We start from the raw sequence: 26,898 nt of genomic DNA, 5'->3' as shown, positions 1-26,898 counted from the left end.
CTACCGGACTCAGGCCTGCTCGGAGAGCAGCTTGCCGTCAGCCGTGGTGAACCCGAGCTTGAAGCCCTTGATCGCCTCGGTCAGCGCGTCGATGGTGCCGTCCTCGAGCTTCTGGGTCTCGACGATGGCGGCCAGCAGGTCCTTCTTCTCGACCCGCAGGTGGTCGAGGAACTCGCGCTCGAAGCGGCGGATGTCCGCGACCGGGACGTCGTCCAGCTGACCGGTGGTGCCGGCCCAGATCGAGACGACCTGCTCCTCGACCGGGAACGGCTGGTACTGACCCTGCTTCAGCAGCTCGACCATGCGGGCGCCGCGCTCCAGCTGGGCCTTGGAGGCCGAGTCCAGGTCGGAACCGAAGGCGGCGAACGCCTCCAGCTCGCGGTACTGGGCCAGGTCCAGGCGCAGGCGACCGGCCACCGACTTCATGGCCTTGATCTGGGCGGAGCCACCGACGCGGGAGACCGAGATGCCGACGTTCACGGCCGGGCGGATGCCGGCGTTGAACAGGTCGGACTCCAGGAAGCACTGGCCGTCGGTGATCGAGATGACGTTGGTCGGGATGTACGCCGAGACGTCGTTGGCCTTGGTCTCGATGATCGGCAGACCGGTCATCGAGCCGGCGCCCAGCTCGTCGGAGAGCTTGGCGCAGCGCTCCAGCAGGCGCGAGTGCAGGTAGAAGACGTCACCCGGGTAGGCCTCGCGGCCCGGCGGGCGGCGCAGCAGCAGGGAGACGGAGCGGTAGGCCTCGGCCTGCTTCGACAGGTCGTCGAAGACGATCAGGACGTGCTTGCCGTCGTACATCCACTCCTGGCCGATGGCCGAACCGGTGTACGGGGCGAGGTACTTGAAACCGGCCGGGTCGGACGCGGGAGCCGCCACGATGGTGGTGTACTCCAGCGCGCCGGCCTCCTCCAGGGCGCTGCGGACCGACGCGATGGTCGAGCCCTTCTGGCCGACGGCGACGTAGATGCAGCGGACCTGCTTCTTCGGGTCGCCGGAGCGCCAGTTGTCCTTCTGGTTGATGATCGTGTCGATCGCCACCGCGGTCTTGCCGGTCTGGCGGTCGCCGATGATCAGCTGGCGCTGGCCGCGGCCGATCGGGGTCATCGCGTCGATGGCCTTGATGCCGGTCTGCATCGGCTCGTGGACCGACTTGCGGACCATGACGCCGGGGGCCTGCAGCTCCAGGGCGCGGCGGCCGGTGGCGGCGATCTCGCCCAGGCCGTCGATCGGGTTGCCCAGCGGGTCCACGACGCGGCCGAGGTAGCCGTCGCCGACCGGGACGGAGAGGACCTCGCCGGTGCGGTGCACCGTCTGGCCCTCCTCGATGCCCGAGAACTCACCGAGGACGACGACACCGATCTCGCGGGTGTCGAGGTTCAGCGCCAGGCCGAGGGTGCCGTCCTCGAACTTCAGCAGCTCGTTGGCCATGACCGAGGGCAGACCCTCGACCTTGGCGATACCGTCCATGGCCTCGGTGACCGTGCCGACCTCTTCACGCGAGGCGGCGTCCGGCTGGTACGACTGGACGAAGTCGGCCAGCGCGTCCCGGATCTCCTCCGGCCGGATCGTAAGCTCCGCCATCAGGCTTCCCTGCTCTCCTAGGTTGCGATCCTCGGCCCGCCCAAGGAGGGCCGCAAGTATTCGATCCTCGGCCGGTGCTGTTGGACCGGCCGTTCGTATGTGCCGGCTGCCCCGTGGGATGGGACCGGCGCCCGACCGAGGGTCGGATGTGCTGTGCGGGTGGCTCAGCCTTCGAGGGCCTGACGAGCGCCTTCGAGGCGGCTCGACACGGTGCCGTCGATGATCTCGTCACCGATCTGCACCCGGACACCGCCGACGACCTGGGGGTCGACGTCGATGTTCAGGAGCACCGCCCGGCCGTACAGCGTGGCCAGCGCGCCGGCGAGGCGCTGCTTCTGGCCGTCGCTGAGCGGCGCCGCGGTGGTGACCAGGGCCACCACGCGGTCACGGCGGTCGGCGGCGAGCCGCGAGTAGGACGCGAGGCCCTGCTCCAGGCTACGGCCACGCGGGCTGGTGACGAGCGAGGTGACCAGGCGGACCGTGCCCGGCAGGGCGCGACCACCGAGCAGCTTGCCGACCAGCTCCGCCTTGGCGGCGGTGCCGGCCTTCGGCTCGGTCAGGCCCGCGCGCAGCTCGTGCGAGCCGCTCACGATCCGGCCGAACCGGAAGAGCTCGTCCTCCAGGTCGTCGAGGCGGCCGGCCTTGTCGGCGGCGATCACCTCGGCGTAGGCGGCCAGCTCCTCGGTCGCGTCGACCAGGTCGCGCGGGCTCGACCAGCGGGACCGGACCAGGCCGGAGACCAGGTCGACGGTCTCGCCGGAGACCTGGCCCGCCAGCAGCGAGCCGATCAGCTGCGCCTTGTCCGCACCGGACCGCGAGGGGTCGGTGAGCACCCGGCGCAGCGAGACCTCGCGGTCCAGCAGGGCCGTGACGGCGACGAGCTCCTCGGCCACCTTGCCCGCGTCCACCGAGGTGTTGTCGGTCAGGCTGTCGAGGTTGTCGCGACCGGCGGCCAGCGCCTCGCGGCTGGCGCCGATCACTTGGCGACCGCCGCGCTCGCGGCGGCCTTGGCCTCCAGGTCGTCCAGGAAGCGGTCGACAACGCCGCTCTGCCGGGCGTGGTCCTCGAGGGACTCGCCGACAATGCGGGACGCCAGCTGGGTGGCGAGCGAGCCCACGTCCTGGCGCAGCGCGGTGGTGGCCTGCTTCTTGTCGGCCTCGATCTGGGCGTGGCCGGCGGCGACGATGGCCTCGCGCTGGCGCTGGCCCTCCTCGCGCATCTCGGCGATCAGGGCAGCGCCCTGCTCGCGGGCGTGCTCGGTGATCCGAGCGGCCTCGTGACGCGCCTCGGCGAGCTCGGCGCGGTACTGCTCAAGGAGGGCCTGGGCCTCGGCCTGTGCGGCGTCGGCACGCTCCATGCCGCCCTCGATCAGGTCCCGGCGCTCCGCCAACACCTTCTCGATGCTGGGGAGGAGCTTCTTGCCGAGCAGACCGAAGACCACGAAGAAGCAGATCAGGCCGATGATGAGCTCAGGCGCCTTGGGGATCAGAGGGTTGAAGTCCTCCGAGGCCAAGGTAATCGCGACGAGCGACATATCTGGACCTTCCGTCGAGTCTGTCTGGCTTACTTGCCGAAGACGAACGGCATCACGATGCCGATGAGGGCGAGCGCCTCGGTCAGCGCGAAGCCGATGAACATGTTGGAGCGGATCAGGTTGGTGGCCTCGGGCTGACGGGCCATCGCCTGCACGCCGTTGCCGAAGATCAGACCAACACCGATGCCGGGGCCGATCGCAGCGAGGCCGTAGCCGATGGAGGCGACGGAACCGGTGACGCCAGCAGCGAGAACAGACATCTCAGCTCATCCTTTGCGGGGTGGAGATCCGGTGGGGATTGGCCACCGGAAGCTTTGTTGGGTCGGACAGGGGGTTCAGCGGGGTCAGTGCGCTTCTTCGAGGGCGCCGGCGATGTAGCTGCTGGCCAGCGTCACGAAGATGTAGGCCTGCAGGAACTGCACCAGGAGCTCGAAGGCGGTCAGGCCCAGGGTCACCACGAACGAGGTACCGCCGTAGAGCGCACCGATGCTCGGGGTCAGCAGGTACCAGGTCGCCACCGAGAACATGGTGATCAGCAGGTGACCAGCGAACATGTTGGCGAAGGCACGGACGGCGAGGGTGAACGGCCGCACGAAGATGTTCGAGAAGAACTCGATCGGGACCAGGATGAACATGACCCAGCCGGGGACGCCCGACGGCCAGCACAGGTTCTTGAAGCCGCCGACGAAGCCGTGCTTCTTGAAGGTCAGCGTCATGTAGGTGACCCAGCAGACGATCGCCAGGCCGGCCGGCCAGCCGATCACCGCGGTGACCGGGAACTGCGCCAGCGGGATCACGGACATGACGTTCATGATCCACACGAAGAAGAACAGCGAGACCATCATCGGGACGTACTTCTCGCCCTTTTTCCCGATGTTCTCGAACACGATCGCCCGCTTGACGAAGTCGTACCCGATCTCGCCGACCAGCTGCATCTTGCCCGGCAGCACCTTCGGCTTGGCGAAGGCGACCCAGAAGAAGACGATCACCAGCAGGGCGCAGATGAACGACAGGAGCATCGGCTTGTTGAAACCGAAGCCACCGATCGTGAAGATCGGGTCGAACTGGAACTCGTTCAGGCCCGGCGCCGGGAAGCCGCAGCCGGAGAACAAGTGGCAGCCCCCGGAGGCAAGCTCCTGAGTGAGCTGGTCAGCACTCACCACTGACTCCTTCGTCGTGACGCATGGTTACGGCAACCTCGGTGTGTCGGCGCGGCGCGAGGCCACGGAGCGGCACTGGAACTAGTTGGGTTTCTCGGGGACCCGGCGCACCCGTAGGCGGTACTGGTGCGGGATCTGTCAAGAAGACTGCGCGGGTCCGGGGGGCGATCCGTCCGCTGGGCGGAGGGACCTGGCCGCTTCCCGTACTCCGTTGTTGCGACGGACGATAGCAGCCTGTCAGGACCGCATAAACACCGCCCCCCTCGCCAGGGGGACAGCCGGGGTCCGTCACGGTTGACGCCCCGGCCCGGTGCGTTCATCGGGCTTCTCGTCGTTCTGCACGTAGAACTGCTTGGCCTTCAGGTGCGTGCGGACCTGGCCGCCGCTCCAGACGAAGACGCAGCCCAGCAGGGTGAAGGCGAAGGCCTTGGTGTCGAAGAGCGTGGTGTCCTTGAACGCCGCGAGCACGATGCCCACCAGGAGGATCTGAGTGGTGTAGACCAGCAGGGCCGCGCCCATCATCAACTGCGGGTTGTTCCTGGTCAGTCGGTCGAGCGCGTACTGACCGGAGGCGAAGAACGCCATCACCAGCAGGGCCGCGAAGGCGGCGCCGATCGCTCCCTTGCCCCCGGCCACCGCTGCGGAGATCGCAATGGCGAGGAGGCCGGCGACCGCAGTGGGAAGTGCGGCGCCGCGGATCATCCGGGCGTCGTGGGACGGCATGTCGGCAACTCCGGCGGCATGTCGAGGACGGGGGGAGCTCAGCTGAACAGCGAGAACGCTGGTGGCGCACCGGTGCGGGAGACACCGGACCGACCGAAACCGGGACCAAGGTCCTGCACCACTGGGTCTTTCGGCGTGTTCTCGGTACTCGTGAACGGTATCACAAACTATTTGATGAGAGCTTTACCATGAACGTGTGGTACCTGTCACACCGTTGGCCCAATAGTGCCGCCGTACGGGTGAAGCAGACGGAGCAAGGAAGTTGAGACTCCGTCAGATCAGTTCTTCGGATGATCGCCGACCGCGTGCGCACCGGTGCCGAGCCGCCCGAGCAGCTCCTGGTCGCGCGCCGACAGCTCGGCCATCGGCTCGGCCGGCACCGCCTCCACCGACTCCACCGCCGGCGCCCCGGCCTGCGCCGCCCTGGCGGACACCGCCTTGCGGTAGCGCGGCGGCACGAAGGCCTGCACCGCGGCCGGCGCCTTCGGCCGGAACCACGGCAGCAGCAGCACCACCAGGCCGATCAGGCAGAACCCGGCACAGGCCAGCACCACGGTGCGGCCGGTGTTGGTGACCGAGAAGGCCACCGTGCCGAAGGCGATCAGCGCCGCCCAGAAGTACATGATCAGCACGGCCCGGCTGTGCGAGTGGCCGATCTCCAGCAGCCGGTGGTGCAGGTGCTTCTTGTCCGCGGCGAACGGCGAGCGGCCCGCCCAGCTGCGCCGCACCACGGCCAGCACCAGGTCGGCCAGCGGCAGCGCGATCACCGCCAGCGGCAGCAGCAGCGGCATGTAGATCGGCACCAGGATGTGGGTGGTGGCGGTGCGCGAGCCGGCCTGCGCGGTGATCAGGTCCGGGTCCACGCGCCCGGTCACCGAGACCGCGGCCACCGCCAGCATCAGCCCCAGCATCATCGAGCCGGAGTCGCCCATGAAGATCCGCGCCGGGTGCAGGTTGTGCGGCAGGAAGCCCAGGCACATGCCGATCAGCAGCGCGCTGAACAGCACCGCCGGCTGCGCCTCGCTGATCTGGTAGACGTACCAGAGGCGGTACGAGTACAGGAAGAACGCCATCGCGGCGATGCAGACCATGCCGCCGGCCAGGCCGTCCAGACCGTCGATGAAGTTCACCGCGTTGACCATCACGACCACCAGCGCGACCGTGATCACCATGCCCAGGGTCGGGCTGAGGGCCACCGGCCCGATGCCCGGCACCGGCAGCGAGATCACCGTGATGCCCTGGTAGACCATCACGCCGGCGGCGATCATCTGACCGCCCAGCTTCACCAGCGCGTCCACGCCCCACTTGTCGTCCAGCACGCCGAGCACCCACATGATGCCGACGCCGGAGAGCAGCGCCCGGATGTCCGAGGAGTTCCCGTCGCGGAACAGGTTGCCCAGGTTGTGCAGGTGGGAGGCGACCAGCAGGCCGGCGCAGAGCCCGCCGAACATCGCGATGCCGCCCAGCCGCGGCGTCGGCTCGCGGTGCACGTCACGGGCGCGCACGGCCGGCATCGCACCGGCCATGATGGCGAACTTCCGCACCGGTCCGGTCAACAGGTAGGTGACGGCGGCCGTGCAGAAGAGCACGAGCAGGTACTCACGCACCGAGCGCCTCCTTCCGCGCGTACCGACGGGTGCGTGCGGAGGTTACTCCGGCACGGCTGAGGGTTTCGAGGTGCGTCGCCACGCACACACCTTATTGAGTCGGACGCGCTGGACGTGCATCGCGGTTCGCCCTGGCGGGCGGCCGGTGCCGCCCGGAGCCGGGTCTACCCCGCTGAGCTGCCGGAACGCGGCAGCATTGCGCGCACCCGGTCGGCGACCGCGGTCGGCTCCGCCCCGCCCAGGACCGCGCCGATCAACCGGCCGACCTCGCCGAGCTGCTCGACGGACAGCCCCTGGGCGGCCGCCGCGCCGGTGCCCAGCCGGATCCCGGAGGTCTGCTGGGCCGGCGCCGGGTCGTACGGCAGCGCGCACTTGCCCAGCATCAGCCCGGCCGCCGCGCACAGCTGCTCGGCCCGGGCGCCGGTGATCCCCAGCCCGCCGACGTCCGCGGTGACCAGGTGGGTGTCGGTGCCACCGGTCAGCGGCCGCGCGCCGGCTGCGGCGAGCTCGGCCGCCAGCACGCGCGCACCGTCCACCGCGCGCCGGATGTACGCGCCGAACTCCGGCGTGCCGGCCTGTGCGAACGCCACCGCCTTGGCCGCCACCTCGTTCATCGCCGCGCCGCCCTGGCTGAACGGGAACACCGCCCGGTCCACCCGCTCGGCCAACTCCCCGGTGCTGAGCAGCAGCCCGCCGCGCGGCCCGCGCAGCAGCTTGTGGGTGGCGGCCACCACCACGTCCGCGTACGGCACCGGCGAGGGCGCGGCGCCGACCGCGACCAGCCCGGTGGTCTGCGCGGCGGCGGCGACCAGGTAGGCGTCCACCTCGTCGGCGATCTCCCGGAAGGCGGCCCAGTCCAGGTGCCGCGGGTAGGAGATCGAGCCGGCCACGATCGCCTTCGGCCGGTGCGTGCGGGCCAACTCGCGCACCTGGTCCAGGTCGACCAGGCCGTCGTCCTCGCGCACCCCGTAGCCGACGAACTGGAACCAGCGCCCGGAGAAGTTGGCCCGCGACCCGCAGGACAGGTGGCCGCCGTGCTCCAGCGACATCGCCAGCACCGTGTCACCCGGCTTGAGGAGCGCCGCGTAGGCCGCCAGCATCGCCGAAGTCCCGGACCGGGGTTGCACGTTGGCGTGCTCGGCGGCGAACAGCGCGCGGGCCCGGGCGACGGCCAGCAGCTCGGTCGCGTCGGCCACCGCGCAGCCGGTGTGGTGGCGGTGGCCCGGGTAGCCCTCGGCGTACTTGTCGACCAGCGGACCGGCGAGCGCCGCCCGCACCGCCGCCGTGGCCAGGTTCTCCCCCGCGAGCAGCTGCAGGGCGCTCGCCCGCCGCTCGGCCTCCGCCGAGAGCAGGTCGGCCAGTTCGGGGTCGGCCTGCCGGAGGGCCTCGGCGGGCTCCCAGGCGGTCTGCGCGGCGTCGGTGACGGTCATGGCGGCCTCCGGGGCCGAGGGGCGGTGGAACCCAGCCTAGGACCGCCGCAGGCCCGTGTCCTGGGGGCGCGGCCCGGGTACGCCCGTCAGGGCGGTCACCACCGGGTCCAGCGCGTCGAATATCTCCTCGCCGCAGTTGCGGAACATGCCGATCGGGGCGCCGTACGGGTCGTCGACCTCGTCCGCCTCGGGGGTGGCCGGCCGCCAGCCGCGCAGCGCGGCCGCCGCCCGGACCAGGGCCCGGCCGCGCTCGGCCACCTCGGCGCCCTGGCCGACGGCGGGCAGGGTGGCCGGGTCTATCAGCCGCACCAGCCGGGTGAACTCCTTGAGCGTGAAGGTGCGCAGGCCCGCCGCGTGGCCCATCGAGATCACCTGCGCCCGGTGGTCCAGGGTGGCCGTCAGCACCAGGTCGGCCAGCACCACGTGCTCGTCCAGCAGCTCCCGGCCGGCGAAGTTGCGGCTGTCCACGCCGTACTCGCCCAGCACGGTGGCCGCGTGCGCCTCCATCGGGGCGCCCTCGTGGCCCCAGGTGCCGGCGCTCTCCACCAGGATCCGGCCGGCCGCACGGGCGTCCAGCCGGGCGTCCAGCTCGTGCCGGGTCAGCCGCTCGGCGATCGGCGAGCGGCAGACGTTCCCGGTGCAGACGAACAGGATGCGGAAGCCGTCGGCCGGGCGCGGGGTGAGCAGTCGGCGCACGGCCAGCCCGCCCGGCGCCCGGTCGGCGTCCAGGGCGGGATGGAGCGAGGTCATCAACTGCCGGCCTCCAGGTCGGGGACGACCTCCCTCAGCTGCTCCAGGGAGACCGCGCCGGCCCGCAGCAGCACCGGGGTCTTGCCGGTGACGTCCACGATCGAGGAGGCCACGCCGTGCTCGGCCTTGCCGCCGTCCAGGTAGACCGCGACCGAGTCGCCCAGCTGGTACTCGGCGTCCTCGCAGTCGCCCGGGGCCGGCTGGCCGGACTTGTTGGCGCTGGAGACGGCCAGCGGACCGGTGGCGTTGAGCAGCTCGATCGCGACCGGGTGCAGCGGCATCCGGACCGCGACGGTGCCCCGGGTCTCGCCCAGGTCCCAGCGCAGCGAGGGCTGGTGACGGGCCACCAGGGTCAGGCCGCCGGGCCAGAAGGCGTCGACCAGCTCCCAGGCCTTCTCCGAGAAGTCGGTGACCAGGCCGTGCAGCGTGGTGGGCGAGCCCACCAGCACCGGGGAGGGCATGTGCCGGCCGCGGCCCTTGGCGGCGAACAGGCCGGCCACCGCCTCCGCGCTGAAGGCGTCCGCGGCGATCCCGTAGACGGTGTCGGTGGGCACCACGACCAGCTCGCCGCGGCGGATCGCCGAGGCGGCCTCGCGCAGACCGGTGGCGCGGTCGGCGGCATCGGCGCAGTCGTAACGGCGGCTCATCGGTGCAGTCCCCTCTTCGAAGTCAGGTCGGTCACAGCGCACTCGTCAGGTCGGTCACAGCGAACTCTTCCGCGCCGTGGTGAAGCGCGGCCGGCCGTTCAGGTCCCGGTGGTCGGCCGTGTCGATCCAGCCGCCCTCCTCGTTGAAGATCCACGGCACCTGGCCGCCCTGGGTGTCCGCGTGCTCGATCACGACCGCGCCGCCCGGGCGCAGCAGCCGGGCGGCCACCCGCTCGATGCCGCGGATGGTGTCCAGCCCGTCCTCGCCGGAGAAGAGCGACATCTGCGGGTCGTGGTCGCGGGCCTCGGGCGCCACGTACTCCCACTCGGTCAGCGGGATGTACGGCGGGTTGCTGATCACCAGGTCGAACCGGCCGTCCCAGGCGCGGTCGTCGGCGAAGGCCGCGGTGGCGTCCCCGGCGTGCAGGGTGACCCGGTCCCGGTCGCCGCTGGCCTCGATGTTGCGCCGGGTGTACCGCAGCGCCCCCTCGTCCAGCTCGAAGGCGTGCACGGTGGAGCGGGGCAGCTCCTGGGCCAGCGCCAGCGCGATCGCGCCGGAGCCGGAGCACAGGTCGACCACCAGCGGCTCGGCCACGTCCATCTCGCGGACCGCCTCTATGGCCCACTCGACGACCGTCTCGGTCTCGGGTCGGGGCACGAAGACGCCGGGGCCGACCTCCAGCTCCAGGTAGCGGAAGAAGGCGCGGCCGGTGATGTGCTGCAGCGGCTCCCGGGCCTCCCGGCGCGAGATCGCCTCCCAGTAGCGGGCGTCGAAGTCGGCGTCCTTCACGGTGTGCAGCTGGCTGCGCTTGACCCGGTGGACGTGCGCCGCCAGCTCCTCCGCGTCGAAGCGCGGCGACGGCACCCCGGCCGCGGCCAACCGCTGGGTGGCCTGGGCCACCTCGGCGAGCAGCAGGTTCATCCGTCCGTACCCCTCTGCGGTGGTTACTGCTCGTGCGCCGCGGCGAGCTTCGCCGCCGCGTCGGCGTCGACGGCCGACTGGATCAGCGCGTTCAGGTCGCCGTCGAGCACCTGGTCCAGGTTGTACGCCTTGAAGCCGGTGCGGTGGTCCGAGATCCGGTTCTCCGGGAAGTTGTAGGTGCGGATCCGCTCCGAGCGGTCCACCGTGCGGACCTGGCTGCGCCGGGCGTCCGAGGCCTCCTGCTCGGCGGCCTCCTGCGCGGCGGCCAGCAGCCGCGAACGCAGGATGCGCATGGCCTGCTCCTTGTTCTGCAGCTGGCTCTTCTCGTTCTGGCAGGACGCCACGATACCGGTCGGCAGGTGGGTGATCCGGACCGCGGAGTCGGTGGTGTTGACCGACTGGCCGCCCGGGCCGGAGGAGCGGTAGACGTCGATCCGCAGGTCGTTCGCGTGCACCTCGACCTCGACCTCCTCGGCCTCCGGGGTGACCAGCACGCCCGCCGCCGAGGTGTGGATGCGGCCCTGCGACTCGGTCGCCGGCACCCGCTGCACCCGGTGCACGCCGCCCTCGTACTTCAGCCGGGCCCAGACGCCCTGGCCGGGCTCGGCGGCGCCCTTGGTCTTCACGGCCACCGAGACGTCCTTGTAGCCGCCCAGGTCCGACTCGTTGGAGTCGATGAGCTCGGTCTTCCAGCCCACCCGCTCGGCGAACCGCAGGTACATCCGCAGCAGGTCGCCGGCGAACAGCGCGGACTCCTCGCCGCCCTCGCCGGCCTTGATCTCGAGGATCACGTCCTTGTCGTCACTGGGGTCGCGCGGCACCAGCAGCAGCCGCAGCTCCTCGGTGAGCTCGTCCTGGCGCACCTGGGCGGCCTTGGCCTCGGCCAGGAAGGCGGGGTCCTCGGCGGCGAACTCCCGCGCCGCCTCGATGTCCTCGCCGGCCTGCCGCCAGGCCCGGTAGGTGCGGGTGATCGGGGTCAGCTCCGCGTAGCGCTTGGAGAGCTTGCGGGCGACGGACTGGTCCGCGTGGACCGACGGGTCGGCGAGCCGCTCTTCGAGGGCGGCGTGCTCGACGAGGAGCTCTTCGACTGCCTCGAACATGAGGGGCGGCCTACTTTCCCGTGAGTGGTGTCAGGACGGAGGAGAACGGCGGGCGGTGGCGCAGACGCGAACGGCGCCGGCCCGGACGCCCCCGCAGTGCTGCGGGGACGCCGAGGACCGGCGCCGCGGGAGCGCTAGGCCTTCGCGCTGTGCTGCTTGCCGAAGCGGGCCTCGAAGCGGGCCACGCGGCCACCGGTGTCGAGGATCTTCTGCTTGCCGGTGTAGAACGGGTGGCACTGCGAGCACACCTCGGCGCGGATGACGCCGGAGGTCTCGGTGGAGCGAGTGGTGAACTCGGCGCCGCAGGTGCAGGTCACGTTCGTGACCACGTACTGGGGGTGGACGTCGCGCTTCAAGGGGATCTCCTAGGTTTCGGGAGGGCACCGGGTCGGCGATCGATGGACCGCACGTGAACCGGGACCGACGGACCAGTGTGCCAGCACTGCCCGCTTCTTCCCAAACCGGGGCGGGTCCGGGGATATTCCGGACCGGTCAGGGACGCGGCGAGGCGCTCGCGGTGGCCGCGGCGTCCGCCGGGTTGGTCGGCTGGCTGTTCACGATCGCGCCGGGCACCGGCTGGTCGGCCCGCAGCGCGTCCCACACCTGGCCGGCCTCCGGGGCCTTGGGCACCACCCGGTTGGGGTCGCTGGGCGCCGCCACCACCGGCAGCGTGACCATGGTCAGCTGGTCGGTGCCGATGCCCTTGAGCTCCTCCCCCAGCGAGGTCAGCGCGGGCACGTTGGCCAGCGCGGTGTCGGTGGTGATCGACTTGGTCAGGGTGTCGCCGACCGAGAAGAGCTTGGCCGGGTTGCCGAACAGCCCGATCGAGTCGACCTGCTTGATGATCGACTTCACCATCTGCTTCTGCAGCTCGATCCGGCCCAGGTCGCTGCCGTCCCCGACCCCGTGCCGGGTGCGCACGAAGGCCAGCGCCTGCTGCCCGTCCAGGTGGCTGGTGCCGGCCTGCAGGTCCAGCCCGCTGTCCTTGTCGTGGATGTTGACCGTGGTGGTCACGGTGGCGCCGCCGATGGCGTCGATGAAGTCGGCGAACCCGGCGAAGTCGATCTCGATGTAGTGGTTCATCCGCAGGCCGGTGAGCTGCTCGGTGGTCTTCACCGCGCAGGCCGCGCCGCCCACCTCGTAGGCGCTGTTGTACATCGCGTTCCGCACCCCGGGCACCGTGGCGCCGTTCGGGCCGGCGCAGTCCGGGCGGTTCACCAGGGTGTCGCGCGGGATCGAGACGACGGTGGCGCTGCGGTGGTCCTGGGTCACGTGCACCACCATCGCGGTGTCCGAGCGGGCCGTGTTGCCGGTGTCCCCGCCGGCCAGGCTGCTGTTGGCGCCGGACCGCGAGTCGGAGCCCAGCACCAGCACGTTGAAGGACCCGTCGGAGGGGGCCGAGGGGCGCGCGGTGCCCAGCTGCGAGTCGATGTCGACGCTCTTGATGTTGCCGTTCAGCCGCCAGTAGGCGTAGCCCGCGGTCCCGATCCCGGCCAGCACCAGGCCCGCCGTACTGAACGCCACCACCCGCAGCACCTTGGCCCGGCGGCTGCGCACCTTGCGGTGCCGGCGACCGGGCTGCGGGGTCTCGCTCTGCTGCTGCGATTCGGACATATTTTGAGGATATGCGAGCGTATGTCCGGTTCACGTAACGGTGCTGCGGCACCCCGGGAACGCCCGAGGGGGCCACCGCGGCGGTGGCCCCCTCGTTGCTCGGTCGACTGTGCGTCAGTCGTTCGAGCCCGGCGTCGTCTTGGCGATCTGCATCAGGAACTCGCCGTTCGACTTGGTCTGCTTCATCTTGTCCAGCAGCAGCTCGATCGCCTGCTGCGAGTCGAGCGCGTGCAGCACCCGGCGCAGCTTCCAGGTGATCGCCAGCTCCTCGGAGCCGAGCAGGATCTCCTCCTTGCGGGTGCTGGAGGCGTCCACGTCGACGGCCGGGAAGATGCGCTTGTCCGCCAGCTTGCGGTCCAGGCGCAGCTCCATGTTGCCGGTGCCCTTGAACTCCTCGAAGACCACCTCGTCGGCCCGGGAGCCGGTCTCCACCAGCGCGGTGGCCAGGATGGTCAGCGAGCCGCCGTTCTCGATGTTGCGCGCGGCGCCGAAGAACTTCTTCGGCGGGTAGAGCGCGGTCGAGTCGACACCACCGGACAGGATGCGGCCGGAGGCCGGCGCCGCCAGGTTGTAGGCGCGGCCCAGGCGGGTGATCGAGTCGAGCAGGATCACCACGTCGTGGCCCAGCTCCACCAGGCGCTTGGCGCGCTCGATGGCCAGCTCCGCGACCGTGGTGTGGTCCTCGGCCGGGCGGTCGAAGGTCGAGGAGATGACCTCGCCCTTGACCGAGCGCTGCATGTCGGTGACCTCTTCCGGACGCTCGTCGACCAGGACGACCATCAGGTGGCACTCGGGGTTGTTGCGGGTGATCGCGTTGGCGATCGCCTGCATGATCATCGTCTTGCCGGTCTTCGGCGGGGCGACGATCAGACCGCGCTGGCCCTTGCCGATCGGCGACACCAGGTCGATGATCCGGGTGGTCAGCACGCCCGGGTCGGTCTCCAGGCGCAGCCGCTCCTGCGGGTAGAGCGGGGTGAGCTTGCCGAACTCGGGGCGGTTGCGGCCGCTGTCCGGGTCCATCCCGTTCACCGAGTCCAGCCGCACCATGGCGTTGAACTTCTCGCGGCGCTCGCCGTCGCGCGGCTGGCGCACCGCACCGGTGATCGCGTCGCCCTTGCGCAGGCCGTTCTTGCGGACCTGGGCCAGCGAGACGTAGACGTCGTTGTTGCCCGGCAGGTAGCCGGAGGTCCGCACGAAGGCGTAGTTGTCGAGGATGTCGAGGATGCCCGCGACCGGGATCAGCACGTCGTCGTCGCCGACCTGCGGCTCGGCGATGGTGCCCTCGAAGCCGTCGCGGCGGCCGCGGCGGTTGCGGTCGCGGTAGCGGCCGCGGCGACCGCGCCGGCCGTCGCCGAACTCGTCGTCGTCGAAGCCGCCCTGCTGCTGCGCCGCGGCGGGCTGCGCCGCGGGCTGCTGCTGCTGCTGCGCCGGCTGCTGCTGGCCGCCCTCGCGGCGGTCGGTGCCGCGCTCGCGGCGGTTGCGGCGGTCCCGGCGCGACTCGCGCTGCTCGCCGCTCTCCCCGTCGGCCGCCTCGGTGCGCTCGCCGCCCTCGCGGCGGTCGCGGCGGTCACGGCGGTCGCGGCGGCCCTCGCGCTGGTCCTCGCGGCCCTCGAAGGTGCGCGGCTCGGCGGTGCGGGTCGGCGCCGCGGCCTCCGGCTCGGCGGCCTCGGCCACCGCGGTGGCGGCCGGGGCCTCCTGGGCGGTCGGCGTACCGGCGGCGGCGGTGGCCCGACGGCGGCCGCGCTCGGCCCGCGCCGGAGCGGCGGCCTCGGCCGCGCTCTGGCCCGGGATCTCGATCTGGGCCGGCGACTCGGCCGGCTCGGCCTTGGCCGGGGCCTCGGCAGCAGCCGCACGGGTGCGGCGGGCCGGCTTCTCGGCGGCCGGAGCGGCCTCCTTGGCGGCCCGGGCCGGAGCCGCGGGCGCGGTCCCGGCGGAGGCGAGCAGCGGGTCGCCGCCGCTCTTCTCCTTGATGGCGTCGATGAGCTGGCTCTTGCGCAGCCGCCCGGTGCCGCTGATGCCGAGCGTCGAGGCGAGCTTCTGCAGCTCGGCCAGGACCAGACCGTCAAGGCCTGCGGCAGCGGAACGGCGGCGCTTGGCCGGCGCCGCGGGGGCGGCGGGCGTGTCCGTCGCGTCGGCGTCCGGGCGCGCGCCCATCAGATCGGTGGTGTCGCTCACTAAGGGTCCTTCCCTGGAGCGGACGTCGGCCTGTCTGGCTCGGCGACCGGTTGTGCTGTCTGACCTGCGCTCTGCGGTGCACAGGTCGGAGGCGGTGGTCCCGCCACCGCGGCGGTGCGGGTGGTGGGAGAGGTGCGAAGTGCGGTGCACGAGGCACGGTGGAGCGAAATGGCACGGCAGGCGGATCTCGTGCCGACCGCGCTGCCTGCGAAACCCGGGACCCCCGTCGCGTGACGGTCTCCCGCGCTCCCGTCCGCTGGCCTCAGGCCGGTTGCGGGGGGTGGGGGTCAGGATCCGGCACGGCATCGGGATGCGGCCCCAATCGCGCAGGCAGGCTGCGTACGCGCTGTGGCGGGCTCCCGGAGAATCGTGGTCCCCGACAACGCCTCGGGCCCGTGGAATCGGGTCCTGGGGAGGGGGACGCGGTGCACCGGGCCCCGTGGGGCGCCAGATGCAGCATTGAGATTAACACTACCGACCCCCTCACACATTCCCCAGCCTCGTGCTTGCCAATCGTGTCCGTCACACCCGCGCGGCCGGCCCGGCGCCGCCGGGCGCACGACCGTGCGCCGAACGCCCGCGCCGGAGCGCGCGGGCGCGTCGACGGCGGCAGTCACCCGTCCAACGGCCGGACGCCTGCTCCGTCACGGTCGAGCCGCAGCCGGTGAGCTGCGAAGTTCTCCCCGGCGAAGTGCAGCAGCTTGTCCGCACCCGCCTCGTCGGTCAGGGCCAGGACGGTCGGCCCGGCGCCGGAGATGACGGCCGGTACGCCCTCGCTGCGCAGCGCGGCGACCAGCGCGGCGCTGTCCGGCATCGCGGAGGCGCGGTAGTCCTGGTGCAGCCGGTCCTCGGTGGCCGGCAGCAGCAGTTCGGGGCGGCGGGTGATCGCCTCCACCAGCAGCGCGGAGCGGCCGGCGTTGGCGGCCGCGTCGGCCAGCGGCACAGTCTTGGGCAGCAGGCCGCGGGCGGTCTCGGTGAGCACCTCGGTGGCCGGGACGAACACCACCGGCACCACCTCGGCGGCGGGTTCGAGGCGGACCGCCTTGGCCGAGTCCTCGTCGGTCCAGGCGATGGTGAAGCCGCCGGACAGGCAGGCGGCGACGTTGTCGGGGTGGCCCTCCAGCTCGGAGGCGAGGGCCAGCAGCGCGGCGTCGTCCAGGGCCCCGGCGCCGCCGATGGTGACCGCGCGGGCGGCCACGATGCCGGCGCAGATCGCGGCCGAGGAGGAGCCCAGGCCGCGGCCGTGCGGTATCCGGTTGGCGCAGACCACCTCCAGGCCGCGCGGCTGTCCGCCGAGCCGGTCGAAGGCGGCCCGCATCGAGCGGACCACCAGGTGCCGCTCGTCCCGGGCGAGCGACTCGGCGCCCTCGCCGGCGATGTCCACCGACAGGCCGGAGTCGGCCACCCTGACCACGATGTCGTCGTACAGGCCCAGGGCGAGTCCGAAGGCGTCGAAGCCGGGGCCCAGGTTGGCGCTGGTCGCGGGGACACGCACCCGGACGGCGGCGGCACGGAACGCAGGACCGGCCATGCGGTGGACTCTCCTGGAGAATGAGGCAGGCCCGTCGTCGGGGGCCGGCGGTGGTACGGGGGCGGGGGTGTCACCACTCGGGGTGCGGGTCGGGGGACCTGACGCAGTTGGCATGTGCCACGCCGCCAGGGCTCAGCGTATCGAAGAGAGGTTCCACAGCGGTACACCCCGCTCCCCTTCGATCCACCGTGTTGCAGGTTATGGCCTGAATGTGCGCCACCCCGCTCAATCCTTGCAATCGGGGCACCGCCGGGAACAACGAAAGCGACACCGAGGCGTTACCCCGGAATCCGGGGACAACACCTCGGTGCCGACACTGCGTCAGGAGCCCGGTGGCGCGGGCTCAGTCCAGCAGGCCGAGCCGCTGGGCGGCGGCCTCGGCGCTGACCGGGACCACGTGCGGCTGCGGCGCGCCGGCCACCGCCCAGTCCGGGTCCTTGAGGCCGTTGCCGGTCACGGTGCAGACGATCCGCTGGCCCGGGTCGACCAGGCCGGCCTGCGCCTTGGCCAGCAGGCCGGCCACGCTGGCGGCCGAGGCGGGCTCCACGAAGACGCCCTCCTGCGCGGCCAACAGGCGGTAGGCGGCAAGGATCTGACGGTCGGTCACCTTGTCGATCAGGCCGCCCGACTCGTCCCGCGCGGCCTCCGCGAAGGCCCAGGAGGCGGGGTTGCCGATCCGGATCGCGGTGGCGATCGTCTGCGGCTTGAGCACCGGGGCGCCGTCCACGATCGGGGCCGAGCCGGAGGCCTGGAAGCCCCACATCCGCGGCGTGCGGGTGGCCAGGCCGTCCTTGGCGTACTCCTGGTAGCCCTTCCAGTAGGCGGTGATGTTGCCCGCGTTGCCGACCGGGAGGACGTGGATGTCCGGGGCGTCGCCGAGCATGTCGACGATCTCGAACGCGGCCGTCTTCTGCCCCTCGATGCGCACCGGGTTCACCGAGTTCACCAGCGCCACCGGGTAGTTCTCGGACAGTTCGCGGGCCAGCGTGAGGCAGTCGTCGAAGTTGCCGTCCACCTGGAGGATCTTCGAGCCGTGCACCAGCGCCTGGCCCATCTTGCCGAGCGCGATCTTGCCCTGCGGCACCAGGACGGCGCAGACCATGCCGGCCCGCACCGCGTAGGCGGCCGCGGAGGCCGAGGTGTTGCCGGTGGAGGCGCAGATCACCGCCTGGGCGCCCGCCTCCTTGGCCTTGGAGATGGCCAGCGTCATGCCGCGGTCCTTGAAGGACCCGGTCGGGTTGGCGCCCTCGACCTTGAGATAGACGTCACACCCGGTGCGCTCGGAGAGCACCTGCGCGCGGACCAGCGGAGTGCCGCCCTCCAGCAGGGTGACCACCGGCGTGGCATCGGTCACCGGCAGGCGGTCGCGGTACTCCTCGATCAGACCGCGCCACTGGTGGGTGTGGCCGGACACTCTGGCCGCGCTCTCGACAACGCCGTTCATGATTGATTACTCCCCTTCGACCCGCATGATGCTGGCCACGTCGCGCACGCTGTCCAGCGCGCGCAGCTTGTCCACGGTCGCCGACAGGGCGGCGTCGGTGGCCCGGTGGGTGACCACGACGAGCGAGGCGTCGCCGTCGCGGCCCTGCTGGCGCACGGTGTCGATGGAGACGCCGTGCTCGGCGAAGACCGAGGCCACCTGGGCGAGCACGCCCGCCCGGTCGTCCACGTCCAGGCTCACGTGGTAGCGGGTCACCACCTCGTCCATCGGCTTGGCCGGCAGCTGGGTGTAGACCGAGTGGCCCGGGCCGGTGGCCCCGTTCAGCTTGTTGCGGCAGACCGCGACCAGGTCGCCCAGCACCGCGGAGGCGGTCGGGGCGCCGCCGGCACCGGGGCCGTAGAACATCAGCCGGCCGGCCGCCTCGGCCTCCACGAAGACCGCGTTGTAGGCCTCCCGGACGCTGGCCAGCGGGTGGCTGAGCGGGATCATCGCCGGGTGCACCCGGGCGGTGACCGAGGCGCCGTCGGCGGCCCGCTCGCAGATCGCCAGCAGCTTGACCACGCAGCCCATCGCCTTCGCCGAGGCGATGTCGGCGGCGGTGACCTCGGTCAGCCCCTCGCGGTACACGTCGGCCGCGGTGACCTTGGTGTGGAAGGCGATGCCGGCCAGGATGGCGGCCTTGGCGGCGGCGTCGAAGCCCTCCACGTCGGCGGTCGGGTCGGCCTCGGCGTAGCCCAGCGCGGTGGCCTCCTCCAGCGCCTCCGAGTAGCCGGCGCCGGTGGAGTCCATCTTGTCCAGGATGAAGTTGGTGGTGCCGTTGACGATGCCCAGCACCCGGTTCACCCGGTCGCCGGCCAGCGACTCGCGCAGCGGGCGGATCAGCGGGATCGCGCCGGCCACCGCGGCCTCGTAGTACAGGTCCACCCCGGCCTCGGCGGCGGCGGTGTGCAGCTCGGCGCCGTCCTTGGCGAGCAGGGCCTTGTTGGCGCTGACCACCGAGGCGCCCCGTTTGAAGGCGGAGAGGATCAGGTGCTTGGAGGGCTCGATCCCGCCGACCACCTCGACCACCACGTCGATGTCGCCGCGGTTGACCAGGGCCTCCGCGTCGGTGGTGAGCAGGTGCTCGGGGACGCCCGGGCGCGGGCGGCCGGCCCGGCGCACCGCGATCCCGGCCAGCTCGACCGGAGCTCCGATCCGGGCGGCGAGGTCGTCGGCCGTCGTCGTCATGATGCGCGCCACCTCGGAGCCCACCACACCACAGCCCAGCAACGCCACCTTCAGCGGGCGCGTACGCATCATCCGACTCCGCTCATTTCGCATCCGAGTTCCGGTCTTGGCGTCCAGTTTCGGGGACGATGGGTAAACATCTACGGCTGTTCCAAATTCTGAGACAGAATTTTCGTCATCCGATATCGAGCCGCAGGAGATCCTCCTCCGTCTCCCGCCGCACGACGACCCGCGCCGCACCCTCGTGCACGACCACCACCGGCGGCCGCAGCGCGTGGTTGTAGTTGCTCGCCATCGAGCGGCAGTAGGCGCCGGTGGCGGGCACCGCGAGCAGGTCGTCCGGGGCCAGGTCGGCCGGCAGGAAGGCGTCCTTGACCACGATGTCGCCCGACTCGCAGTGCTTGCCGACCACGCGCGCCAGCATCGGCTCGGCCTCGCTGGTGCGGGAGGCCAGCGCCACCGAGTACTCGGCGTCGTACAGCGCGGTGCGGATGTTGTCGGACATCCCGCCGTCCACGCTGACGTAGGTGCGCAGCCCCGCCAGCGGCTTGACGGTGCCCACCCGGTAGAGCGTGAAGGCGGTCGGGCCGACGATCGCCCGGCCCGGCTCCACGCTCAGCCGGGGCACCGCCAGGCCCACCGCGGCGCACTCGCGCCGGACGATCCCGTCCAGCGAGACGGCGATCTCGGCCGGCTCGCGCGGGTCGTCCTCGCTGGTGTACGCGATGCCCAGGCCGCCGCCCAGGTCGAGCTCCGGCAGCTCGACCCCGTGCTCGTCCCGGACCTCGGCCAGCAGGCCGACCAGGCGGCGGGCCGCCACCTCGAAGCCGGCCGTGTCGAAGATCTGCGAGCCGATGTGCGAATGCAGGCCGCGCAGCTCCAGGGCCGGCCGGGCCAGGGTGCGGCGCACCGCCTCGGCCGCCGCGCCGCCGGCCAGCGAGAGGCCGAACTTCTGGTCCTCGTGCGCGGTGGCGATGAACTCGTGGGTGTGCGCCTCGACCCCGACGGTCACCCGGAGCAGCACCGGCTGGCGCACCCCCTGTGCCTCGGCGGTCCGGGCCAGCCGCTCGATCTCCTGGTAGGAGTCGACGACGATGTGGCCCACCCCGGCCTTGACCGCCAGCTCCAGCTCCTCGGCGGACTTGTTGTTGCCGTGCAGCGCGATCCGCTCCGGCGGCATCCCGGCGGCCAGCGCCACCGCCAACTCCCCCGCGCTGCAGACGTCCAGGCCCAGGCCCTCGTCGTGCAGCCAGCGGACCACCGCCTTGCAGAGGAACGCCTTGCCCGCGTAGTACACGTCCGCGCCGGCCCCGAAGGCCTCCCGCCACCCCCGGGCCCGGGCCCGGAAGTCGGCCTCGTCCAGCACGTAGGCCGGGGTGCCGAACTCCTCGGCCAGTGCCGTGGCCGACAGGCCCGCGACGGTCAGCACGCCGTCCGGCCCGCGCCGCACGGTCCGCGACCAGACCTTCGGGTCCAGCGCGTTGAGGTCGGCCGGCGGAGCGGCGTAGTGGCCCTCCGGCAGCACGTCGCCGTGCCGGGGGCCTGCGGGGTGGGCGGAGCGGCTCATCGCGTGTGGTCTCCCTGTGCGTGGGGGCGGCGACCGTCCTGGCGGACCGTCACCGCCCCCGTCGGCGAAGGATGCGGGGTTACATCCGCTCGGGCGCGGAGACGCCGAGCAGGTCCAGGCCGTTGGCCAGCACCGTGCGGGTGGCCTCTACCAGCCAGAGGCGGGCCCGGTGGGTGTCCGTCAGCTCCTCGTCGCCCTTGGGCAGGATCTGGCAGTTCTCCCAGAACCGGTGGTACGTGCCCGCCAGCTTCTCCAGGTAGCGCGCGACGTGGTGCGGCTCGCGGAACCGGCCGGCCTTGGCCACCTCGTCCGGGAAGAGCGCGAGCCGGCCCAGCAGGTCGGACTCCCACTCGGTGGCCAGCAGGCCCGGCACGAAGTCGCTGCCCTTGTCGATGCCGAGGCCGTCGGCCTTGCGGGCCACCGAGCACATCCGGGCGTGCGCGTACTGGACGTAGTAGACCGGGTTCTCGTTGCTCTGCGTGGTCAGCAGGTTGATGTCCAGCGTGATCGTCGAGTCCGTCGAGGAGCGCGACAGGGTGTACCGGGCCGCGTCCACGCCGATCCAGTCGACCACGTCGTCGATGGTGATGATGTTGCCGGCCCGCTTGGACATGCGGACCTCCTCACCGTCGCGCAGCATCTTGACGAACTGGCCGATCTTGACCTCGATGTTGCGGTCCATGTCGTCGCCCGCGCAGGCCGCGATGGCCTTGAGGCGGTTGACGTAGCCGTGGTGGTCCGCGCCCAGCATGTAGACGCTGACCTCGGCGCCGCGGTCCCGCTTGGACAGGTAGTAGGCGGCGTCGGCGGCGAAGTAGGTGGTCTCGCCGTCGGCCTTGATCAGCACCCGGTCCTTGTCGTCGCCGAAGTCGGTGGTGCGCAGCCAGATCGCACCGTCCAGGTCGAAGACGTGGCCCTGCTCGCGCAGCCGCTCGATCGCCTTGCTGACGGCGCCCGAGTCGTGCAGCGACTGCTCGGAGAACCAGGTGTCGAAGTGGGTGCCGAACTCGTCCATCGACCGCTGGATCTCGGCCACCATGAGGCCGAGGCCGTGCGTCCGGAAGGACTGCAGCTGCTCCTCCTCCGGCAGGTCGAGGATGCCCGGCACACCGTCGGTGATCGCCTTGGCGATCTCCACGATGTACTCGCCCACGTAGCCGTCGGCCGGGACCGGCTGGTTGTTGGCGGCGGCCTTGAGCGAGGCGGCGAACTTGGAGATCTGCACGCCGGCGTCGTTCAGGTAGTACTCGGTGGACACCTCGGCGCCGGTGGCCTTGAGGATCCGGGCCAGCGAGTCGCCGACGGCCGCCCAGCGCACGCCGCCGATGTGGATCGGGCCGGTCGGGTTGGCGGAGACGAACTCCAGGTTGATCCGCAGGCCCTTGAGCGCCTCGTTGCGGCCGTAGTCGGCGCCGGCGGCGACGATGGTGCGGGCCAGCTCGCCCTGGGTGGCGGCGTCCAGCGTGATGTTGAGGAAGCCGGGGCCGGCGATGTCCACCTTGGCGACCCCGGGCAGCTCCAGCAGCCGGCCGGCCAGCAGCTCGGCGACCGCGCGCGGCGGCTTGCCCGCCGCCTTCGCCAGCTGGAGCGCCACGTTGGTGGCGTAGTCGCCGTGGTCGCGGTTCTTCGGTCGCTCGACCGTCACCTGCTCGGGGACGTCGACGGACAGCTCGCCCGCCTCGACGGCGGTGCGCACGGCGACCTGGACTGCCTGGGAGAGCTCTGCGGGTGTCACGGGCCCAAGCCTAGGCGAGAGGCGGGGTGCGCCCGCGCGGAGCCCACCTGTCGGATAGCTGTTCGCTGTCAGCGAAACTCGCCGCCGCCGAAGGTGAACCCGCTCCCCTCGCCCCGCTTGAGCCCCATCAACCGCCGTACCAGCGCGACCAGATCGGCCGGGTCGAAGGGCTTGGCCAGGTAGCCGTCCACCCCCACCGACTCCCCGCGGTCCAGGTCCGCCGGAGTGCAGGCGCTGACGATGGCGATCGGCAGCTGGGCCGTCTGCCGCTGCCCGCGCAACCGGGCGGCCGTGCGCAGTCCGTCGAGCCGGGGCATCATCACGTCCAGGGTGACCACGTCGGGGCGCACCCGGTGGACCACCTCCAGGCACTCGGCACCGTCGGCGGCGGTCACCACCTCGAAGCCCTCCAGCTCCAGGTTGACCCTGATCAGCTGGCGGATCACCTCGCTGTCGTCCACCACGAGGACCCGCCCGGACACACCCGACACGCCACGAGGGTAGGCCCGGCCGCCCCGTCCCGTCCGGCCTTTGCCCACCTTGGCCCGCGAAACCCGTGCACGGACCGGCACCCGGAGCTGGTAATGTTCTCCACGTCGCCGAACACGGCGGCAGGCAGGCCCCCGTAGCTCAGGGGATAGAGCACCGCCCTCCGGAGGCGGGTGCGTAGGTTCGAATCCTACCGGGGGCACTTTTCCGAAAGTGCCGTACGAGGCCCAGATCAGTCGATCTGGGCCTTCGTCATGTTCCGCCGCGGCCGCCCGAACAGGGCCCACAAGTCTGTTCGGTGCAGGCCGTTCCGAGCACCCCTGCGAGCGAAATGCCGCAGCCAACAGGGTGACAGAGTACGTATGCGACAGAGCCCGGCGGGTCCGCTCAGGCATTCTCTCTGACATATCGGGCTAAATTGCCCGGCCTGTCGGAGAAATGGAAGAGATATGCGAATTCGCACCGCCGTGATCGGCTTCGCCCTCGCCTCCCTCGCCGTCGTGGGTGCCGCCGGCACCGCCAGCGCGCACTCGCACAGCGCCTGGTGGTGCAAGCACCACAACACCAGCGGCACCGTGCTGGCGGGCAAGGGCCAGGTCATGGAGTCGCACGACAACCAGAGCGGCTCCGAGGGCGGCTTCGAGAGCGAGTGAGCCCCGCTCCTCGGCCTCCTGGGCTGCTGTCGGGCCGTCAGGAGGCCGAGGAGACCGCGTTCTGGTAGAGGTTCGCGATGGTGGAGTCGAAGTAGGCGGTGTACGAGGTGTCGTCCGTGTCGCCGCCCTGCTGGTAGCCGCCGATCACCCCGGTCACGTGGCCGGTGTCGGCGGAGATCCACGGCCCGCCGCTGGTGCCGGCCGAGTACGACGGGCAGTCGATCCGCCGCTGGTAGGCGGACTGCTTGGTGGTGGCGTTGCTGCACAGCAGCGGCTGCTCGCCGCTGTCCGGGTAGCCGTAGAGCCGCACCGTCGAGGTGAACGACTCGTTGGTGCCCAGGGTGTTGCCGCCGAGCACGTCCTCGATCCGCTGGCCGGCCGAGTTGGGCGCGACCTGGAGGAAGGCGAAGTCCTGGTCCGGGTCCTGGCCCTGGGTCCAGCCGTTGGTCTCGAAGACCTGGGTGACCTGCCAGACGCCGAACGGCGTCTTCCCGTCCCGGTAGCCGGGGACGAAGGTGATCCCGTTCGCGCTGCTCACGCAGTGCGCCGCGGTCAGCAGCAGGTTGCGGCCGGAACTGTGCACCACGCTGGCGGTGCAGAAGTGGTTGCCGGCCGAGGCCGAGCCGGAGAAGAGCGCGCCGACCCGGTTGGCCTCCGCCGAGGCGGGCGCCGCGGCGGTGCTGGGGGTGCTCCGGGTGTCGGCGGGAGCCGGCGCGGGCGCGGAGCTCGTGGCCGGGTCGGCGGCGGCGGCCGTGGTGGAGCCGGAGTCGCTGGGCGAGGGCTCGGCGGCCGGCAGCTGGGCCACCGGGGTGTCGGTGGCGGCCTGCGGGTCGCTCGGCACGGCGGCGGAGCCGCTGCTCGGGGTCGGACTGGGGCTGCCGGCGTGCTGCTTGACGCCCTTGCTGTCCTTGGCCACGTGGCGGGCCTGCGCGCTCTGCCGGCTGGAGGCGACGGCCCGCGAGGTGAGCGTGCTGACTCCCGCTATCGCGCCGACCAGCACCACCGCCAGCAGCGCCACCGCCAGGGTGGGGCGCAGGACGAACCGCTTGCGGTGCCGGCGTCGCTGACTGCTCATCAGACACGGACTCCTGCCCACTCGTTGGTCGGGATCGACCACCCTCGCGGCACCGGGGTGAGGCGCCTCGGACTCCATCGACTATCACCCGGTCACCTGGTAACCGCATGACGCGCGACTGAGAGCCCCGTGAGAATCCACCGGGTGGGGGAAACTCCGAGTGAACATGATGACCGATCGCACGGGTGGGGTGAAGGGGAACGGTGTCAGGGACGCCTCACACCCCACCCGGCCTCAGACCGTGGCCCGCAGCCCGGCCTCGGCCCCCTCGCCCGTCTCCGCACCGGTCGCCGGCCGGTGGTTGACCATCGTGAAGGCCACCACCGCGGCCAGCAGGAAGATGCCGAAGGCGACCACCGCGGCCACGCTGTAGCCGTGCACCGCGGCGGTGTCCCGGACCAGCTTGCTGCTCGCGTCCTTGCCGACCAGGTAGGCGCTGGTGGCCGTGGCCGCGATCGTGTTGAGCAGCGCGGTGCCGATCGAGCCGCCCACCTGCTGGGCCGAGTTGATGGTGGCCGCGGCCGCACCGGTCTCGCGCGGCGCGACGCCCAGGGTGGCCAGGCTCATCGAGGGCATGAAGACCAGGCCCATGCCCAGGCCGAGCAGGACCTCGGCCGGCAGCACCATCGCGGCGTACGGGCTGCTCACCTTCATCTGGGTCAGCCAGGCCATCCCGGAGGCGCCCAGCAGCAGCCCCGGCACGATCAGCGCCCGGGTCGGGACCCGGGTCATCAGCCGGGCCGCGACCCCGGTGGCGCTGAAGATGATCGCCGCGGTCATCGGCAGGAACGCCACCCCGGTCAGCACCGGCGAGAACCCCTTGACCTCCTGCAGGTAGTAGGTCAGGAAGAGGAACAGGCCGAACAGCCCGACCACCGCCAGGCCCACCGACAGCGCGGCGCCGCCGCGGTTGCGGTCGCGGACGATGTGCAGCGGCAGCAGCGGGTGGGTGGAGACCCGCTCCACCAGCACGAAGCCGACCAGCAGCAGCGCGCCCAGGACCAGGCAGGACAGCACCAGCCAGTCGCTCCAGCCGCGCGACTCGGCCTCCGAGGTGCCGTAGACGATCGCCAGCAGGCCGCCGCAGCCGAACCCCACCCCGGGCAGGTCCAGCGGGATCCGCCGGCCCTTCCCGATGTGGTCGCGCTTGAGCAGCGCGTAGGCGCCGCTGGCCGCGGCCAGCGCGATCGGCACGTTGACGAACAGGCACCAGCGCCAGTCCAGGTACTGGGTGAGCAGCCCGCCGGCGATGAAGCCGATCGCGCTGCCGCCGCCCGCGATGGCACCGAAGATGCCGAACGCGGTGGCCCGCTCGCCCGGATCGGTGAAGGTGGTGGACAGCAGTCCGAGCGCGGAGGGGGCCAGCAGCGCGCCGAACGCGCCCTGCAGCGCGCGGGCGAAGAAGAGCATCCCGCCGGTCACCGCGAAGCCGCCCAGGGCGGAGGCGGCGGCGAAGCCGATCAGGCCGATCATGAAGGTGCGCTTGCGGCCGTAGAGGTCGCCGAGCCGGCCGCCCAGCAGCAGCAGTCCGCCGAACGCCAGCGTGTAGGCGGTGATCACCCACTGCCGGTCGCCGGTGGAGATGCCCAGGTCCTGCTGGGCCGAGGGAAGGGCGATGTTCACGATCGTGATGTCGAGCACGATCATCAGCTGGGCGACGGCGATCACGGCCAGTGCCCGCCAGCGGCGGGGGTCCGGCACCGGGTCGGTCGTCGCATGGTGTGCGGACACGGGAGGAGCCTTCCGGACGGGGGTGCCGTCGGCGTGCACGGACAGCACTTCCCTCCAGCGAAGCTCGCGGTGCCGGACGGGGCAAGGAGAAACAGGTTCGAACCGGGACAAACACGATGATTTTGTCCAAGCTTTACCCGGCCGGGCGCCGGTGACCGCCGGCCCGGGTCCCCGCGGGGACCCGGGCCGGCGGTCACCGGC

24 protein-coding genes and 1 tRNA gene are annotated in these 26,898 nt (G+C 71.8%); 2 read left to right on the top strand and 23 right to left on the bottom strand.

From position 1 onward, the window contains the following. Positions 1-9 precede the first annotated feature (9 nt). The 21 genes from atpA to ACFW1A_RS11150 form a co-directional block, all read right to left on the bottom strand. Positions 10-1,584, bottom strand: a complete 1,575-nt coding sequence (atpA, locus tag ACFW1A_RS11250; RefSeq protein WP_380407485.1) for a F0F1 ATP synthase subunit alpha — start codon at positions 1,582-1,584, stop codon at positions 10-12. A gap of 164 nt (positions 1,585-1,748) precedes the next feature. Continuing rightward, positions 1,749-2,564, bottom strand: a complete 816-nt coding sequence (locus tag ACFW1A_RS11245) for a F0F1 ATP synthase subunit delta (protein ID WP_380407483.1) — start codon at positions 2,562-2,564, stop codon at positions 1,749-1,751. After that, positions 2,561-3,118 (bottom strand): F0F1 ATP synthase subunit B, encoded by a 558-nt coding sequence (locus ACFW1A_RS11240; RefSeq protein WP_380407481.1) that lies wholly within the window; start codon positions 3,116-3,118, stop codon positions 2,561-2,563. The genes ACFW1A_RS11245 and ACFW1A_RS11240 overlap by 4 nt, the downstream gene beginning before the upstream one ends. A 29-nt stretch (positions 3,119-3,147) precedes the next feature. Then, positions 3,148-3,378 (bottom strand): ATP synthase F0 subunit C, encoded by a 231-nt coding sequence (atpE, locus tag ACFW1A_RS11235; protein ID WP_380407479.1) that lies wholly within the window; start codon positions 3,376-3,378, stop codon positions 3,148-3,150. Positions 3,379-3,462: 84 nt separating this feature from the next. Then, positions 3,463-4,278 carry a F0F1 ATP synthase subunit A gene (atpB, locus tag ACFW1A_RS11230; RefSeq protein ID WP_380407477.1) on the bottom strand — a complete coding sequence of 272 codons (816 nt, stop codon included), beginning with the start codon at positions 4,276-4,278 and terminating at the stop codon, positions 3,463-3,465. Positions 4,279-4,566: 288 nt separating this feature from the next. Beyond that, positions 4,567-5,001, bottom strand: coding sequence for a hypothetical protein (locus ACFW1A_RS11225; protein WP_380407475.1), 435 nt, complete (start codon positions 4,999-5,001; stop codon positions 4,567-4,569). A gap of 278 nt (positions 5,002-5,279) precedes the next feature. Beyond that, positions 5,280-6,608: an MraY family glycosyltransferase gene (locus ACFW1A_RS11220; RefSeq protein WP_380407473.1), complete on the bottom strand. Its 1,329-nt coding sequence runs from the start codon at positions 6,606-6,608 to the stop codon at positions 5,280-5,282. Positions 6,609-6,772: 164 nt separating this feature from the next. Beyond that, the gene (glyA, locus tag ACFW1A_RS11215) at positions 6,773-8,038 is read right to left on the bottom strand and encodes a serine hydroxymethyltransferase (RefSeq protein ID WP_380407471.1); all 1,266 of its coding nucleotides are present in this window, start codon (positions 8,036-8,038) and stop codon (positions 6,773-6,775) included. Positions 8,039-8,074: 36 nt separating this feature from the next. Beyond that, positions 8,075-8,788 (bottom strand): protein-tyrosine-phosphatase, encoded by a 714-nt coding sequence (locus ACFW1A_RS11210; RefSeq protein WP_380407469.1) that lies wholly within the window; start codon positions 8,786-8,788, stop codon positions 8,075-8,077. Then, on the bottom strand, positions 8,788-9,435 hold the full coding sequence (locus tag ACFW1A_RS11205; RefSeq protein ID WP_380407467.1) for an L-threonylcarbamoyladenylate synthase: 648 nt from the start codon (positions 9,433-9,435) through the stop codon (positions 8,788-8,790). The genes ACFW1A_RS11210 and ACFW1A_RS11205 overlap by 1 nt, the downstream gene beginning before the upstream one ends. Before the next feature lie 54 nt (positions 9,436-9,489). Continuing rightward, positions 9,490-10,356, bottom strand: a complete 867-nt coding sequence (gene prmC / locus ACFW1A_RS11200) for a peptide chain release factor N(5)-glutamine methyltransferase (protein ID WP_380407465.1) — start codon at positions 10,354-10,356, stop codon at positions 9,490-9,492. A 23-nt stretch (positions 10,357-10,379) separates the two neighbouring features. Then, a complete protein-coding gene (gene prfA / locus ACFW1A_RS11195; RefSeq protein ID WP_380407463.1) occupies positions 10,380-11,456 on the bottom strand; it encodes a peptide chain release factor 1 in 1,077 nt (358 codons plus the stop codon). A gap of 134 nt (positions 11,457-11,590) precedes the next feature. Then, on the bottom strand, positions 11,591-11,812 hold the full coding sequence (gene rpmE, locus ACFW1A_RS11190) for a 50S ribosomal protein L31 (RefSeq protein WP_380407461.1): 222 nt from the start codon (positions 11,810-11,812) through the stop codon (positions 11,591-11,593). Between the two features lie 136 nt (positions 11,813-11,948). Beyond that, complete coding sequence (locus tag ACFW1A_RS11185; RefSeq protein ID WP_380407459.1) at positions 11,949-13,070, bottom strand: LCP family protein; 1,122 nt, start codon at positions 13,068-13,070, stop codon at positions 11,949-11,951. Positions 13,071-13,184: 114 nt separating this feature from the next. Then, complete coding sequence (gene rho / locus ACFW1A_RS11180; RefSeq protein ID WP_380407457.1) at positions 13,185-15,245, bottom strand: transcription termination factor Rho; 2,061 nt, start codon at positions 15,243-15,245, stop codon at positions 13,185-13,187. 613 nt (positions 15,246-15,858) lie between these two features. Continuing rightward, entirely contained in the window at positions 15,859-16,776 is a 918-nt protein-coding gene (gene thrB / locus ACFW1A_RS11175) for a homoserine kinase (RefSeq protein ID WP_380407455.1), read from the bottom strand. A gap of 343 nt (positions 16,777-17,119) precedes the next feature. Next, on the bottom strand, positions 17,120-18,220 hold the full coding sequence (gene thrC, locus ACFW1A_RS11170; RefSeq protein ID WP_380407453.1) for a threonine synthase: 1,101 nt from the start codon (positions 18,218-18,220) through the stop codon (positions 17,120-17,122). Between the two features lie 6 nt (positions 18,221-18,226). After that, entirely contained in the window at positions 18,227-19,519 is a 1,293-nt protein-coding gene (locus ACFW1A_RS11165; protein WP_380407451.1) for a homoserine dehydrogenase, read from the bottom strand. Positions 19,520-19,622: 103 nt separating this feature from the next. After that, complete coding sequence (gene lysA / locus ACFW1A_RS11160; protein WP_380407449.1) at positions 19,623-21,014, bottom strand: diaminopimelate decarboxylase; 1,392 nt, start codon at positions 21,012-21,014, stop codon at positions 19,623-19,625. Positions 21,015-21,093: 79 nt separating this feature from the next. Then, on the bottom strand, positions 21,094-22,749 hold the full coding sequence (gene argS / locus ACFW1A_RS11155) for an arginine--tRNA ligase (protein ID WP_380407447.1): 1,656 nt from the start codon (positions 22,747-22,749) through the stop codon (positions 21,094-21,096). 68 nt (positions 22,750-22,817) lie between these two features. Then, entirely contained in the window at positions 22,818-23,231 is a 414-nt protein-coding gene (locus ACFW1A_RS11150; protein WP_380407507.1) for a response regulator, read from the bottom strand. A 137-nt stretch (positions 23,232-23,368) separates the two neighbouring features. On the opposite strand from ACFW1A_RS11150, the gene ACFW1A_RS11145 reads away from it, so the two are divergent. Both ACFW1A_RS11145 and ACFW1A_RS11140 read left to right on the top strand, forming a co-directional pair. Beyond that, a tRNA-Arg gene (locus ACFW1A_RS11145) sits at positions 23,369-23,440 on the top strand. A 247-nt stretch (positions 23,441-23,687) separates the two neighbouring features. Then, positions 23,688-23,891, top strand: a complete 204-nt coding sequence (locus ACFW1A_RS11140; RefSeq protein WP_380407445.1) for a hypothetical protein — start codon at positions 23,688-23,690, stop codon at positions 23,889-23,891. 37 nt (positions 23,892-23,928) lie between these two features. Here ACFW1A_RS11140 and ACFW1A_RS11135 read toward each other — a convergent pair whose 3' ends face one another. Both ACFW1A_RS11135 and ACFW1A_RS11130 read right to left on the bottom strand, forming a co-directional pair. After that, entirely contained in the window at positions 23,929-24,966 is a 1,038-nt protein-coding gene (locus tag ACFW1A_RS11135; RefSeq protein ID WP_380407443.1) for a trypsin-like serine peptidase, read from the bottom strand. A 234-nt stretch (positions 24,967-25,200) separates the two neighbouring features. Next, on the bottom strand, positions 25,201-26,697 hold the full coding sequence (locus ACFW1A_RS11130) for an MFS transporter (protein WP_380407441.1): 1,497 nt from the start codon (positions 26,695-26,697) through the stop codon (positions 25,201-25,203). Positions 26,698-26,898 lie beyond the last annotated feature (201 nt).

This window comes from Kitasatospora sp. NPDC058965 (assembly GCF_042741245.1).
Taxonomy (GTDB): domain Bacteria; phylum Actinomycetota; class Actinomycetes; order Streptomycetales; family Streptomycetaceae; genus Kitasatospora.
Note: the sequence above shows the minus strand (reverse complement) of the source record. Positions and strands in the feature narration are given on the sequence as shown.